The following is a 13,840-nucleotide window of genomic DNA, read 5'->3' as shown; positions in this document are numbered from 1 at the left end:
ACAAAAATTGAAAAAGATATGAAATCAATAGATCCGAAAGATTTTAAAGTTGTAGATAAAATAAAGCTTAAAGAAATTCCAACTGTTTTGAATGTCAAAGCAGATGATGACGAAAAAGAAGAAAAATTAGATAAGGTACAAGCCAAATTAAGCGATTTGCAAGACGTAATGTACGCGCACAACAAATACAGTGTTTTGATTTGTCTGCAAGGAATGGATACTTCGGGGAAAGATAGTTTGATTCGAGAAGTTTTTAAGGAATTTAATCCGCGTGGAGTAGTGGTGCATAGTTTTAAAACGCCCACTTCAACAGAACTGGAGCATGATTATTTATGGCGCCATTATATTGCTTTGCCAGAAAAAGGAAAATTTGCTATTTTTAATAGAACACATTATGAAAATGTTCTCGTTACGCGTGTGCATCCTGAATATGTCTTGGCCGAAAACTTACCAGAAGTTAATTCTGTAGACGATATTACACCTGACTTTTGGGAAAACAGAATTAAACAGATTAATAATTTTGAAAAGCATATTGCTCAAAACGGAACAATCGTAATGAAATTCTATCTGCATTTGAGTAAAGAAGAACAGCGTCAGCGTTTATTGCGTCGTTTGGAGGAAGAAAAACACAATTGGAAATTTTCGCCAGGCGATTTAAAAGAACGCGGTTATTGGGATGAATATATGAAGTATTATGAAGAAGCAATCAATAAAACATCGACTTCGCATGCACCATGGTATATTGTTCCTGCAGATGACAAAGAAATGTCACGCTATATTGTAGCTAAAATTATTTGGGAAGAAATGAAAAAACATACCGATATTAAAGAACCTGAGTTAGATGAAAAAACGGCTGCCAATATTGAATTGTATAAGAAAGAATTGGGCGAGAAGGTGAAATAATATTTCTAATCTGAATTTTTCTATGAATATTTTAAAAATAGGTGTCTAGCCCTGATATGTAACCAATTTAAAATGTCTTTTTTTATTCTATTTAATCCAGCTATATGAAAAAAAGTATTCTTTTACTGCTCTTAATTACAGGTATCGTTTGTTCTGCAAACGAACTAAAAATGAAATCTTTAATTACTAAAGATTCTTTGAAATTAGTAAAAAAAGTTTCAAAATACTATGTAAATGGAATACTGGATGAGGAGGAGATTACAACTTTTTTTTATGAAAATAATTTGATTTCTAAAATTGAATCTAAAAGAGATGATAAGGTTACAGGAAATGTCGTGGTAAGATATGAAAATGGAAAAATTAAAGAAATGACCGAGTACACGAAGCCTTTAAAAAGCGTAAATGAAATTTCTGTTTTAAGAGTTTATAATTATGATAAAGATTTAATTGTAAATGTTATGGAAAGCGATGGGCAGAGAAAGGTGCAGAAATTGTACAGCTATAATGATTTGAAACAGATTGTAAAATGTCAAATTACAGAAGAAGGTAAACTTGTAGCCGAAGAAACATATTTGTACGATAAAAAAGGAAATCTTTCTGAAAGGAAATATAAAAGGGAATCTTCAAATCATAAAACATTATATAAATCGTACGATGATAAACACAATTCATTTGCTTTATTATACTCAGAAGCCTATTTGAAGATAATTTCTAACGGTAAAAACAATCTTGTTTATAGTTACGATAATAAAGGAGGAAATGAAAAGTATCACTATGAATATAATTCTGAGAATTATCCAATAAAAATAACAATGAAGAGGAATAATGAAATAAAAAGTATTACGACAATTGAATATGAATAAATAAAAAACCCGACAGGCCATTCAGGCTGTCGGGTTTTTACCAAAAACAAAATAATAAATTAAACCTATTTTTTATAGTTTAAAACCATAAGCAACACGCAATGCTACTTGATTGGTTCTAAAATCGTGATAATCTTCGTAACGAACACTTAAGTCGATGTATTTGTTGGCATAACCAATTCCTGGAGCCCATAAAAAAGTTGTTTTATCGTAACCATTTGTTACCGCAAAACCAGCACCCAGTTCTCCTAAAACATAAAATTGATCTTTTAATACAAAAGCTTTAAAACCTGCTTTGGCTGGAATAAATCCAAGATCTTTTATGTTGTTTCCAAGGTCATCTTTTCCCATAAATAGGTTTGTAAACCCCGTTGTTAAAGTCAAAGATGTTTTCTTAGAAAGATCATATTGTAAACGAACGTCTCCCCCAAGAGCCCAGTCGTAATCACCGTCGGTCGGTAATCCTCCATTTAATCCGACTCCTAATCTAAAACCCTGATCGTAATTTTCTACTCCGCTCTCTTGAGCAAAAGTTGTGTTGGCAAATAAAAACGCGAACGCAGCTAGGCATAACATCTGTAATTTTTTCATGGCTTATATTTTTGAAATTTCTATGATGTAAAATTATATTGGAGCTGTTTGGAGTTTGTTATACAATTTTTAAAAATCGTTACATAATATTGAGTTCGTCTTATTTTTGTCTTAAAATTGGCATATATTTTTATTGATAGGATAGAATTCGAAGCTTCTGACTATCTTTGCGCACAAAATAGAATAAAAGTGAATTTAAAGCAGTACACCAAAGAGTTTTCGTATAATTTAAGACTAGCCTATCCCGTAATTTTGGGTATGGTCGGACATACTTTAATTGGTATTGTCGATAATATAATGGTTGGTAAAATTGGAAGTACAGAATTGGCGGCAGTTTCACTTGGTAACAGTATGATTTTTATTGCAATGTCTTTAGGAATTGGGTTTTCTACAGCCATTACGCCAATCGTTGCCGAAGGTGATGCAGAAAAAAACGATACCAAAATTCGTTCTGCTTTTCATCATGGATTATTTCTATGTACAATTCTAGGACTGGTACTTTTTACGGTTATCATGTTTGCTAAACCAATTATGGAATTGTTAAAACAGCCAGAAGATGTTATTGTACTTGCGAAACCTTACTTAGGATGGGTCGCTTTTTCTTTGATTCCGCTTGTAATGTATCAGGGTTATAAGCAATTTGCAGACGGAATGTCTTTGACAAAATATTCGATGTATGCCATGGTAATGGCAAATGTGCTTCACGTAGGTATAAATTATGTTTTGATTTACGGAATCTGGATTTTTCCTAAAATGGGAATTATTGGCGCAGCATTAGGAACCGTAATTTCGAGAATATTTTTGGTAATGTTCATGCATATTATGCTTTCGCGAAGAGATGATTTAAAGCGATTTTTTAAAGGTTTTAGTTTTAATGAAATCAAAAAAACTATGATCAAAAAGATTATAAGTATCGGATTTCCTTCAGCAATGCAGATGCTTTTTGAAGTGGTTTTGTTTACCGCTTCGATCTGGCTTTGCGGGAACATCGGAAAGACAAGTCAGGCAGCCAATCAGATTGCTTTGAGTTTGGCTTCGATGACTTTTATGTTTGCAATGGGATTAAGCGTGACATCTATGGTGCGTGTAAGTAACCAAAGGGGATTGATGGATTATAAAAAGCTGATTGTTGTTGCCCGTTCTATCTTTTTGCTTGCTATAATCTTAGAGACTGTTTTTGCAATTTTCTTTATTATTTTCCACGATTATCTTCCATACATTTTCTTGAATATGGAAAATACAGGGCAGATTTTAGATAACGAAGAAGTTATTGGCATTGCTTCAAAACTGCTTTTAATTGCTGCTGTTTTCCAGATTTCTGACGGAATTCAAGTGGTGGTTTTGGGCGCTTTACGCGGATTACAAGACGTAAAAGTTCCAATGTACATTACTTTTGTAGCCTACTGGGTTATTGGTTTTCCGATTTCCTATTATTTAGGAGAACACACAGAACTGAAAGCGCAAGGAGTTTGGGTCGGACTTTTGGCAGGTTTGACTGCAGCGGCAATTTGTCTTTATATTCGTTTTCATTACTTGACAAAGAGATTAATTGCGAAATCAGATATAGAATAATTAAATTTGAAAAATATATTTCACTGATTTTGAAGGTTAAAACAAGAGAAATCGGTTTTAAAAAAAATAATAATCAATTACTAAAAAAATAAACAAATATGGAATTACCTAAATTTTTACTTGGAGATAACACAGATTTTCCAGACGATATTTTTATCATTCACTTAGATTATCCAAGATTTATAATCAATTTGAAAGATGATGAGGTGGAGTTTTTAGAAGAAGCAGAAGATCTTGACGAAGCAGAATTAAATGCCGAAATGGAAGATTTAATTGAAAAAGCAAATGAGTTTTATGACAGAGAAATAAACCGTTACGAAGAGTAATTATGTTTGTCTGATTTTACGTTCTTATAACTATCTTAATGAAAAACTTACGTTTCTTAAAACCGATTTTTAGTTTCATCGCAATCGGATTATTGATTACTACTCTAAGTCGAGTATTTTTATTTTTTCTTTTTAAAGAAAGAGTAGTTCAAACGCCAGATTTCTGGTATATTTTTCCAATCGGTCTTCGAATGGATTTGATATTACTTTGTTATTTGTCGTTTCTTCCGGCATTACTAATTAACTTTTTACCGAATAAATGGCTAAAATTTACCAATAAGTTTCTGGTAGTATATAGTTTTCTGTTTCTTTTTTTAATTCTTTTTGTAGAATTAGCTTCGCCAGATTTTGTAAAACAATATGATACACGTCCTAATAAGATTTTCTTAGATTATCTTATTTATCCAAAGGAAGTAGTAGGAATGCTTTTAAAAAGTTATCTGACTTCTATAATCGTAACATTTTTAATTTTAGGAGTAGCGCTTTATTTTGCTGTCAAAAAAGGAAAACAATTATTCTATACTTCAAGTGCAGAATACAAATTCAAGTTAATGATATTTCCATTAGTAGCTTTTTTATTGTTTTTTGGAGCACGTTCTAGCTTAACTTCAAAACGTCCTATTAATGCGAGTAATGCAGTTTTTTCTACCGATCAATTAACAAATGCTCTTGGATTAAATTCATTTTATACAGTTGCTTTTGCTGCCTATTCAATCAAAAATGAAGGAAATACAAAAATGTATGGAAAAATGGATGAAGCCGAAGCTATTGCTCGTGTAAAAAAATACATGATCGCAGGGCCGAAGGATTTTACCGATGCTGAAATTCCGTTTTTGCATGTCCAGCAACCAGATTCTTTATTGAAGAAACCCTACAATTTAGTGATCTTTTTGCAAGAAAGTTTAGGCGCAGAGTACGTTGGAATTTTAGGAGGAAAACCATTAACGCCAGAATTTGATAAATTATCGAAAGAAGGAACATTGTTTACTAATTTATATTGCACAGGAACCAGAAGTGTTCGCGGAATTGAAGCAGTAGTTACTGGGTTTTTGCCTTCACCATCTGAAAGTGTCGTAAGATTAGGAAATTCACAGCAAGGCTTTTTTACCTTAGCAGATGCTTTAAAACAAAAAGGGTACGACACTAGTTTCATTTACGGAGGAATGGCCAATTTTGATAATATGGCTTCATTTTTTAATGGAAATGGTTTCCAAGATATTGTTGACCAAACCGATTTTGAATCCGATGGAAATAAATATGCTTTTAAAGGAACTTGGGGATATTCTGATGAAGATTTGGTAACCAAAGCCAATCAGTATTTTAAATCAAAAGGAGACAAACCGTTCTTTTCCTTAATGTTCTCGACTTCCAATCACGAACCTTTTGAATATCCAGCGGGAAGAATTAAACCTTATGATAAAAAGCCTAACACGGTAAATAATGCCATGAAATATGCCGATTTCTCTATTGGAAAATTCTTTGAAATGGCAAAAAAAGAGGATTATTTTAAAAACACAATTTTCATTGTAATCGCAGATCATAATACGAGAACATACGGCAAAAATTTAGTTCCAATAAATAAATTCCATATTCCAGCATTTATCATGGGGCCAGGAGTTCCAAAAGGAGCAGTTTATGACAGACTAGCAAGTCAAATTGATATTCCGCCAACATTGTTAGGGTATTTAGGAATGCCTTTCGAAACGCCAATGGTAGGACGTAACTTGACAAAGTTAGATTCAAAAGTACAAGGAAGATCTATCATGCAGTTCAACGACATTAATGCATTTAGAGTTGAGAATCAAGTTGTAATCATGCAACCCAATTTGAAACCATTACAATTTGAAATCAAAAATGATACAACTTTAATTCCAGTTAAATTAAACGAAGATTTAGCAAAAGATGCCTTAGCGCATGTTATTACAGCAGGGAATTTGTATAAAGAGAGTAAGTATAAGCTTAGGACTAAAAAATAACAATATTTATTTTTGTAGTATTTTATTTACTTTTGTAAAAAAAATACTAATGATTGAAATTACTGTAAAAGGAATTAAAAAATTTATTGAACATAATGAGATAGCTTTAACATCGACACATCATAAATTAAGTCTTCCTGTGATTAAGAGGATGTATAAAAAGATGGTTAATGGAATTAAGTTCGATGATATTAAAATCTTTGAAAATTTAGTTATTGATGGGCATCATAGATACATAAGTTCATTATTGGCTGAAATTGAAATAGGTAAAATTAAAAGCTTAAAATCATCTGCTACAAAAGAGTATAAATGGAATGATATTGAGTTTGATGAAAACGATTGGGATACTGATTCAAAAATTCAATACTTGAATGAAAGGGATGCAGAGTATAACCAAATTGATATAGAAACTATAAATGATATTGTTTCTGAATAATTTTTGTAAATTTGCAATATGTTGATACTGTTAGATATAGATGGGGTTATGGTTCCTGCTAATTCTTGGAAAAAGCCAGAATTTTTAAATGATGGATTTCCGGTGTTTAGTTCGAGAGCAACACTTGCACTTCAGAAAATTATTTCTGAAACAAGTGCAGATATTTTATTGACTACATCACACAAATCAAAATATAGTATATCTGAATGGTTTAAAATCTTTGAAATACGAGGTATACACGTTAATAAGATTGAAAGATTATCTGAGAATAACTCTTATTTAAACCGTAAAGAAGAGATTTTATATTGGTTTAATTCTAGAGTTGATCATGATAGTTTTGTAATATTGGATGATGATAAATCTTTAAATGGTCTGCCACTTTCTTTAAAGGAAAATTTGGTTCTAACCAGCCCTTTAGTTGGCTTAACAGACGAATTAGCTTTAGAGGCTATCTTAATTTTGAGAAAAGAAGAGCTTTATGCCTCTTAAAATGAAGAACTATTTGCTAATTTTCTTCATGTACATATTTAACAAATTCTGAGCAGCTGCAAAAGATGAAATTTCATTGTTTTGCACTGCTTTTTTGTTTTCTTCCAATAATGAAATAATTTCAGGGCGGTTATAAAAATTCTGCCTCAATTGTTCATTGATGGTTTCCATCATCCAGAAATGGTTTTGTTCGTTTCTTTTTTCTTGGAAAAACCCTGATTTTTTTGTCAATTCTAAATAATTAGAAATCGTACTCCAAACTTCGGGAATTCCATTTTTTGTTAGCGAACTGCAAGTGGTTACTTTAGGCTGCCAATTTGATTTTTTTGGAGGAAATAAATGCAAAGCACGATTAAACTCTAATTTTGCCTGATTGGCTTTTTTTATATTGTCGCCGTCTGCTTTGTTGATCACGATAGCATCAGCCATTTCCATAATACCGCGTTTGATGCCTTGGAGTTCATCGCCTGCACCAGAAATTTTTAAAAGTAAAAAGAAATCTACCATACCATGAACAGCAGTTTCACTTTGACCAACACCAACTGTTTCGATAATTATAGTATCAAAACCTGCGGCTTCACAAAGAATAATCGTTTCTCGGGTTTTTCGAGCCACTCCACCTAAAGTTTCTCCAGAAGCACTTGGTCTAATAAAAGCATTTTCATCTTTAACCAATTCTTCCATTCTTGTTTTGTCGCCCAAAATACTTCCGTGTGAAAGCGAACTGCTTGGATCAACGGCCAAAACAGCTACTTTTTTTCCTAGTTGAGTGAGATGTTTTCCAAAAGCTTCAATAAAAGTACTTTTTCCAACACCAGGAACACCTGTAATTCCAATTCTAACTGATTTATTGGCATAAGCCAAACAGCCTTGAATGACTTCGCCAGCTTTTTCAAAATGATCTGGATTGGTGCTTTCAATTAAAGTAATGGCACGGCTTAAAGAAGTTCTGTTTCCTTCTAAAATACCCTTAATTAATTCTTCAGAAGAGGGTTGTTGTCTGCGTTTATTTTTAATTTGATTGATAGCCGAAATATTGGTGATTTCGGGAGGTGAAATTCCAGCTTTTTTAGATATGCTACCACTTTGTTTATTTGAATTTGACAAAACGCACTTTTTAGAAATGTAAAAGTACAGAAAACAAAAGCAGTTTCAAAAAGTTAGTTTGCTACCAATTACACGAATTTCCGCTAATTTGTTATTCTCAAAAGGAGTAAAAAAAAGTTTGCCACGAATTCACGAATTTTCTTTTTAAAATCTTTATCTAGTATTATTCAAATTAATTCGAAAAAATAATCTCAAAGATTTTAAAAATAAAATTCGTGAATTCGTGGCTGAAGAAAATTAATACCCAGCAGTAAACCTAACTTGATGATGTTTTGGAGTTTCTACTTCATCAGCAATAACAACTGCTAAATCTTCTACAGAAAGAATACTTCTTTGCTCATCATTGAAAACCGGATTTTCTAAACCTAAACGGTATTTTCCAGTTCTTCCAGTTTTAGTTCCAGCATGCATTTCGAAAGCAGGACTAAAAAATGCCCAGTCTAAATCTTTTTCTTCTTTTATGATATTTAAATAATGTCTTGCAGCATTTGCACCTGGGAAAATTTCTTTTGGAAAATCTGGAGTGTCAACTGCTTGTAAATCTGGAGCAACATATAAGCTTCCTGCACCACCGATGGTGATAAAACGTTTAACACCCGATTTTTTAACCGCTTCTTGAATAGCTTTAGAACCAGCTAAAAAGTCATCGTAAATGTTTGGGTTAGTCCATCCCGGATTATAAGCATTAACCACAGCATCATGACCTTTTAAGATCTCTGCCAAAGTATCAACATTAAAGATATCCGCAGCAACCCAAGTAGCATTTGCTGTGTCTTTTGGAGTTCTTGCAATAGCAGTGATTTCGTGTTTTCTATCTGCTAATTCGTTTAAAATTGCTGAGCCAACAAATCCTGTAGCTCCAATAAGTGCGATTTTCATAATATATAAATTTATTTAGTAATAAAAAATGTTACAGTTTAGGTCAAAAAAATAGTTTTAAAATTGATTCGAAAAATCTTCCAATGAAATACCTTCCAGCTGTAAGCTGACTTTCTGATTCATTTCGTTGTATAAATTCTCCAAATGCTGATTGATGTTTTTTCCAACAGGGCAATCAGGATTGGGTTGGTTTTTAGCAAAACCTAAACCAATAGTTTCAAAGGTCATTTCGAATATTTGTTTTAAAGTCAGTTCGGCAGCATTAACCGCCAATTTTGTACCGCCATTTTTTCCTTCTTTACTTTCTACAACATGATGTGCTTTTAGGTTGGCAATTTCTTTTCGAACCAAAACAGGATTTAAATTAATACTTCCCGCAATAAACTCCGATGATAAATAATCATTAGGGAATTTATGCAGCAGAGTAAGAATGTGAATTGTTATGGCAAATTTACCTGAAATCATACTGTAATAAAATATGTTACAAATTTACATCTTTTTGTAACACAAAATACTAATTTAACTAAAAATTAATTCTTTACCTCAAATTTTAAATACTTATTTTTGTCTTGATCTTACTATATGAACAACTTCATTCTCATATTTCTCTTTCTTTCACTGGGATTGATTTTACAGCGGGTAAAACAATTCCCGACTCATATTTACAAAACGCTCAATAAAATTGTTATTTATTTTTGTCTTCCGGCGATTACTTTATACCATATTCCGAAGATAAAATGGAGTAGCGAATTATTGTTTCCGATAGGAGCAGGATGGATTACTTATATTCTAGCTTTTATTTTTTTTCATTTTTTGGGAAGAAGAAATGGCTGGTCGAATAAACTGATTGGATGTTTGATTTTGACGGCAGGATTAAGTAACAGTTCATTTCTCGGATACCCAATTATTGAAGCCTTGTTTGGTAAAAAAGGCCTAGAAACGGCAGTTTTGGTAGATCAGCCCGGAACTTTTGTTGTGGTTTCAACACTTGGTGTTTTTACAGCCGCTTTTTATTCTAAAGGAAGTCCAGATGCTTTAGGGATTTTCAAAAAGATTATTTTGTTTCCTCCTTTCATAATGTTTGTTATCGCTTGTTTAATGAATATTTTTCAAGTTGATTTAAATGAAAATTTCCAATCTTTATTATTAAAAATTGGAAGTCTGGTAACGCCTTTAGCTTTGCTTTCGGTTGGTTTGCAGTTAACTTTTGATAGAAAAAGTCAGCATTGGAAATTTTTACAACTGGGGCTTTTCTTTAAACTGCTTTTAATTCCTTTTGTGATTTTTGTGCTTTATGTATTTATTTTTGACCAGCATTCTGAAGTTATAAAAATCACTATAATGGAAACTGCTATGGCCCCAATGATAACCGGTGCAATTTTAGCCTCAACATACGGATTAAAGCCAAAATTAAGCAGTATGATGATTGGTTTCGGAATCCCGATTTCATTTATAACGCTTGCTTTTTGGTACTTCGTTCTAAGTTTTATCTAAGAGTAAAATAGTAATTATATCGATAAAGTAGAATTTTAACTTTTTTTTACCTTTTGAATGTTTTCTAAATGCATTTTTTAGTTAATTTTAGATGAACTAAAAAAATATAAATTATGTCAACATTAAGATTAGGCGATATAGCTCCAGATTTTCAGGCAGAAACCACACAAGGACCAATTAATTTTCACGAATGGTTAGGTGATTCTTGGGGTGTTTTATTTTCTCATCCAGCAGATTTTACTCCTGTTTGTACTACTGAATTAGGAACTGTAGCGAACTATGTTCCAGAATTTCAAAAAAGAAATACTAAGGTTATTGCTTTGAGTGTAGACGGTTTAGACTCTCATAAAGAGTGGATTAAAGATATTAACGAAACTCAAAATACAGAAGTAAATTTCCCAATTATTGCCGATGAGGATAAAAAAGTAGCGAATTTATATGATATGCTTCATCCAAATGCAAGTGATAAATTTACAGTACGTTCTGTTTTTGTTATCGGTCCAGATAAAAAAATCAAATTAACTTTAACATATCCAGCTTCTACAGGAAGAAATTTTGATGAATTGCTTCGTGTAATTGACAGCTTACAATTGACAGCGAATTACAGCGTTGCAACACCAGCAAACTGGAAAGATGGAGAAGATGTGGTAATTGCACCGGCAATTCCAGATAGTGACATTCCAGCAAAATTCCCGAAAGGACATACGCCTATCAAACCATATTTGCGTTTGACACCGCAGCCGAATAAATAATATTCTGAGTTTCTAAGTTTCTGAGATGCTGAGATTCTAAGATTTTTCAAAATAATAAATATTAAAGCGCTAAAATTTCATAATGAAATCTTAGCGCTTTATTTTTTACGAAAGTTTAAAAAGAGGCAGAGTAAAAACTTAGAATCTTAGCGTCTCAGAAACTTATTTAGCTGCCAACAAAGCATTCATTCTTTTCTTGTCTCCTACAACCCACAGAATGTCATTTTTCTCCAAGATCAAACTAGATTCAGGATTTAAGATACGATTTCCGTTTCGTTCAATTCCTACAACCATCCCATCTGTTTTGGCTCTGAATTGTCCGATGCTTTTTTGAATAAATTCGTCTTGAGAAACTTCAAGCTGACGTAAAACAATATCGGTTTCTTCTACTTTTGCAGGCGGTTCTGTTTCGTTTTGAGTTAAGAATTTGGTGAATTCTGTAATTTGAGCATCAGTTCCGATTACGCAAATTTCGTCGCCTGGAAACAAGCGTTCGGTTTTAGTAGGAATCGGAATTGTGACTTCTCCTCGTTTAATGTAAGCAATATTAATTCCTAATTGCTCACGAATTTTAAGTTCTTGTAAAGTTTGTCCGACCAGATTAGATTCCTTTTTAATTTCGAAGAAAGACATGTGTCCGTCCCATGGCATTAAATTAGCATATCTTCTGTCGATCTTTTTGTTTTCACGATCGTTAAGATTCTTTAAAAAGTGACTTTCAATTCTGTGGTATTGTTCGTTTAATTTTTTAGGAAAAAGTTGATAAGCTCCAATTGCAATAATCAGCGCGACGAAAGCAACCAAAGGAGAGAAGAAAATATTCAATAAAAACCCGACAAAGAATAAACCAAGGCTCATTCTAATTAAAATAAGCATTAACAGTGCGCCACGATATTTACGTTCTTCCCAAAGTGCTTCAACTTCATCTACTTTTACACGACGAAGCGAAAGTGCCCATAAAAACGGTGCAATTACAACCAAAGTTAGTAAAGCGGCCAAAGTATTTCCGAATCGTGTATCGGCTACTAAAGGCGCTACAAATTTAGATGACAATAATATGATAGCAGTAATAATGATCGTATGAAGAACAATTTGTGTAATCGAAGAACGAAGAACAATCTGCCAAGTGCTGACAGATTTAATCGCTTGCGCATTCACACTATAACGGTTAATATTTTTAACCCATCTTTTAGGCATTTTTGCTTCTAAAAAGAAAGCAAACCGCTCTGAGTATTTAATTAAGAACGGAGTAGTAAATGTTGTAATTGCAGATACTGCCACAATAATAGGATATAAGAAATCGCTAGTAACTTTTAAAGTCATTCCAAGCGTTGCAATAATAAAAGAGAACTCTCCAATTTGAGCCAAACTCATTCCGGTTTGGACAGATTGTTTTAAAGGCTGGCCAGAAATTAAAGCTCCTATAGAAGAACTGAATGCTTTTCCAAAGATGGTCAATAAAGTGATTATAGCCACCGGAAGTGCATAATTAACCAATGTTATGGGGTTAATTAACATTCCTACCGATACAAAGAAAACAGCACCAAAGAAATCTTTTACGGGCTGAATTAAATGTTCAATTTTTTCTGCCATTGTAGTTTCAGCGATAATAGATCCCATAATGAAAGCACCTAATGCTGGAGAGAAACCAACATTTGAAGCAAAAATCACCATCATTAAACATAAGGCTAATGAGATTATCAAGAGCATTTCGTCTGTTAAGAGATGTTTTGCTTTTTTGAAAATAGTGGGAATAATAAAGATTCCTCCTAAGAACCAGATGATTAAAAAGAAAACAAGTTTTAAAACAGATTGCAATAATGCAGTTCCAGAAACCTGATCGCTTACGGCAATAGTTGATAATAAAACAAGCATCAAGATGGCCACGATATCTTCTACAATTAAAGCTCCGAAAACAATCCCGACGAATTTTTTCCCTTTAACCCCCAATTCGTCAAAAGCTCTAATGATAATGGTTGTGGATGAAATAGAAAGTGTGGCTCCTAAGAAAATACTATCCATTTTTCCCCATCCCATCCATTGCCCAACGCAATAACCAATTACGGTCATAAATAGAATCTGGGTTATGGCGGTGACAGATGAAGTCCCTCCAACCTTCATTAGTTTCTTAAAGCTGAATTCGAGTCCTAAACTGAAAAGTAAAAATATAACCCCGATTTCGGCCCAGACTTCAACACTCTTCATGTCAGTTATGGATGGGAAAAAATCAAAATGGTTTCCAGCCAAAAAACCTGCAATCAGGTAGCCTAAAACCAAAGGTTGTTTCAATCTTCTAAATAATAGAACGGCAATTGCGGCAGTCATTAGGATTAAACCTAAATCACTAATTAAAGGTTGTAAGTGGTGTGTAGTTTCAGCAGCGGCGCTTAGTGCAATCATAGGTGGTATTTTAGTTTTCAGTGAGCTTGATCCAGCTTTTTATTTAAAGTTT

Annotated in this window: 14 protein-coding genes; 9 read left to right on the top strand and 5 right to left on the bottom strand. The window is 32.9% G+C overall.

Annotation, left to right across the window (positions count from 1 at the left end; genetic code table 11):
- The first annotated feature begins 18 nt into the window (after positions 1-18).
- Together AC3Y25_RS07365 and AC3Y25_RS07360 are read left to right on the top strand one after the other, a co-directional pair.
- Positions 19-903, top strand: coding sequence for a PPK2 family polyphosphate kinase (locus tag AC3Y25_RS07365; protein WP_489902282.1), 885 nt, complete (start codon positions 19-21; stop codon positions 901-903).
- Positions 904-1,007: 104 nt separating this feature from the next.
- Positions 1,008-1,766 (top strand): hypothetical protein, encoded by a 759-nt coding sequence (locus tag AC3Y25_RS07360; RefSeq protein WP_489902281.1) that lies wholly within the window; start codon positions 1,008-1,010, stop codon positions 1,764-1,766.
- A 72-nt stretch (positions 1,767-1,838) separates the two neighbouring features.
- On the opposite strand, the gene AC3Y25_RS07355 is transcribed toward AC3Y25_RS07360, so the two are convergent.
- Positions 1,839-2,357: a hypothetical protein gene (locus tag AC3Y25_RS07355; protein WP_379797011.1), complete on the bottom strand. Its 519-nt coding sequence runs from the start codon at positions 2,355-2,357 to the stop codon at positions 1,839-1,841.
- Between the two features lie 189 nt (positions 2,358-2,546).
- Here AC3Y25_RS07355 and AC3Y25_RS07350 point away from each other — a divergent pair, with 189 nt between their 5' ends.
- From AC3Y25_RS07350 to AC3Y25_RS07330, 5 genes are all read left to right on the top strand, one after another.
- The gene (locus tag AC3Y25_RS07350) at positions 2,547-3,929 is read left to right on the top strand and encodes an MATE family efflux transporter (RefSeq protein ID WP_095931091.1); all 1,383 of its coding nucleotides are present in this window, start codon (positions 2,547-2,549) and stop codon (positions 3,927-3,929) included.
- Between the two features lie 98 nt (positions 3,930-4,027).
- Positions 4,028-4,255, top strand: a complete 228-nt coding sequence (locus AC3Y25_RS07345) for a DUF8828 family protein (RefSeq protein ID WP_095931090.1) — start codon at positions 4,028-4,030, stop codon at positions 4,253-4,255.
- 38 nt (positions 4,256-4,293) lie between these two features.
- Positions 4,294-6,231 carry an LTA synthase family protein gene (locus tag AC3Y25_RS07340; protein WP_489902280.1) on the top strand — a complete coding sequence of 646 codons (1,938 nt, stop codon included), beginning with the start codon at positions 4,294-4,296 and terminating at the stop codon, positions 6,229-6,231.
- A 49-nt stretch (positions 6,232-6,280) separates the two neighbouring features.
- Positions 6,281-6,667 (top strand): hypothetical protein, encoded by a 387-nt coding sequence (locus AC3Y25_RS07335; RefSeq protein WP_489902279.1) that lies wholly within the window; start codon positions 6,281-6,283, stop codon positions 6,665-6,667.
- 18 nt (positions 6,668-6,685) lie between these two features.
- Positions 6,686-7,156: an HAD domain-containing protein gene (locus AC3Y25_RS07330; RefSeq protein ID WP_379797003.1), complete on the top strand. Its 471-nt coding sequence runs from the start codon at positions 6,686-6,688 to the stop codon at positions 7,154-7,156.
- A 9-nt stretch (positions 7,157-7,165) separates the two neighbouring features.
- On the opposite strand, the gene meaB is transcribed toward AC3Y25_RS07330, so the two are convergent.
- The 3 genes from meaB to AC3Y25_RS07315 all read right to left on the bottom strand — a co-directional run bounded on the left by meaB (position 7,166) and on the right by AC3Y25_RS07315 (position 9,607).
- Positions 7,166-8,263: a methylmalonyl Co-A mutase-associated GTPase MeaB gene (gene meaB, locus AC3Y25_RS07325; protein ID WP_489902278.1), complete on the bottom strand. Its 1,098-nt coding sequence runs from the start codon at positions 8,261-8,263 to the stop codon at positions 7,166-7,168.
- Positions 8,264-8,500: 237 nt separating this feature from the next.
- On the bottom strand, positions 8,501-9,142 hold the full coding sequence (locus AC3Y25_RS07320; RefSeq protein ID WP_489902277.1) for an NAD(P)-dependent oxidoreductase: 642 nt from the start codon (positions 9,140-9,142) through the stop codon (positions 8,501-8,503).
- A 57-nt stretch (positions 9,143-9,199) separates the two neighbouring features.
- A complete protein-coding gene (locus AC3Y25_RS07315; RefSeq protein WP_489902276.1) occupies positions 9,200-9,607 on the bottom strand; it encodes an RrF2 family transcriptional regulator in 408 nt (135 codons plus the stop codon).
- 117 nt (positions 9,608-9,724) lie between these two features.
- On the opposite strand from AC3Y25_RS07315, the gene AC3Y25_RS07310 reads away from it, so the two are divergent.
- Positions 9,725-10,636, top strand: coding sequence for an AEC family transporter (locus AC3Y25_RS07310; RefSeq protein WP_489902275.1), 912 nt, complete (start codon positions 9,725-9,727; stop codon positions 10,634-10,636).
- A gap of 113 nt (positions 10,637-10,749) precedes the next feature.
- Complete coding sequence (locus tag AC3Y25_RS07305) at positions 10,750-11,388, top strand: peroxiredoxin (protein WP_248727929.1); 639 nt, start codon at positions 10,750-10,752, stop codon at positions 11,386-11,388.
- A 162-nt stretch (positions 11,389-11,550) separates the two neighbouring features.
- Here AC3Y25_RS07305 and AC3Y25_RS07300 read toward each other — a convergent pair whose 3' ends face one another.
- Entirely contained in the window at positions 11,551-13,788 is a 2,238-nt protein-coding gene (locus AC3Y25_RS07300; RefSeq protein WP_489902274.1) for a cation:proton antiporter, read from the bottom strand.
- Positions 13,789-13,840: the final 52 nt, after the last annotated feature.

The sequence above is a fragment of the Flavobacterium sp. LK-23 genome (genome assembly GCF_058135255.1).
The sequence above is the reverse complement of the archived record's forward strand: the minus strand, read 5'-3'. Positions and strand labels throughout refer to the sequence as shown.

What these genes read in the sequence shown, in the direction of transcription:
- AC3Y25_RS07365 (WP_489902282.1), top strand. Translation starts at nt 19, where the DNA reads ATGAAATCAATAGATCCGAAAGATTTTAAAGTTGTAGATAAAATAAAG.
- AC3Y25_RS07360 (WP_489902281.1), top strand. Translation starts at nt 1,008, where the DNA reads ATGAAAAAAAGTATTCTTTTACTGCTCTTAATTACAGGTATCGTTTGT.
- AC3Y25_RS07355 (WP_379797011.1), bottom strand. Translation starts at nt 2,357, where the DNA reads ATGAAAAAATTACAGATGTTATGCCTAGCTGCGTTCGCGTTTTTATTT.
- AC3Y25_RS07345 (WP_095931090.1), top strand. Translation starts at nt 4,028, where the DNA reads ATGGAATTACCTAAATTTTTACTTGGAGATAACACAGATTTTCCAGAC.
- AC3Y25_RS07340 (WP_489902280.1), top strand. Translation starts at nt 4,294, where the DNA reads ATGAAAAACTTACGTTTCTTAAAACCGATTTTTAGTTTCATCGCAATC.
- AC3Y25_RS07335 (WP_489902279.1), top strand. Translation starts at nt 6,281, where the DNA reads ATGATTGAAATTACTGTAAAAGGAATTAAAAAATTTATTGAACATAAT.
- AC3Y25_RS07330 (WP_379797003.1), top strand. Translation starts at nt 6,686, where the DNA reads ATGTTGATACTGTTAGATATAGATGGGGTTATGGTTCCTGCTAATTCT.
- AC3Y25_RS07320 (WP_489902277.1), bottom strand. Translation starts at nt 9,142, where the DNA reads ATGAAAATCGCACTTATTGGAGCTACAGGATTTGTTGGCTCAGCAATT.
- AC3Y25_RS07315 (WP_489902276.1), bottom strand. Translation starts at nt 9,607, where the DNA reads ATGATTTCAGGTAAATTTGCCATAACAATTCACATTCTTACTCTGCTG.
- AC3Y25_RS07310 (WP_489902275.1), top strand. Translation starts at nt 9,725, where the DNA reads ATGAACAACTTCATTCTCATATTTCTCTTTCTTTCACTGGGATTGATT.
- AC3Y25_RS07305 (WP_248727929.1), top strand. Translation starts at nt 10,750, where the DNA reads ATGTCAACATTAAGATTAGGCGATATAGCTCCAGATTTTCAGGCAGAA.
- AC3Y25_RS07300 (WP_489902274.1), bottom strand. Translation starts at nt 13,788, where the DNA reads ATGATTGCACTAAGCGCCGCTGCTGAAACTACACACCACTTACAACCT.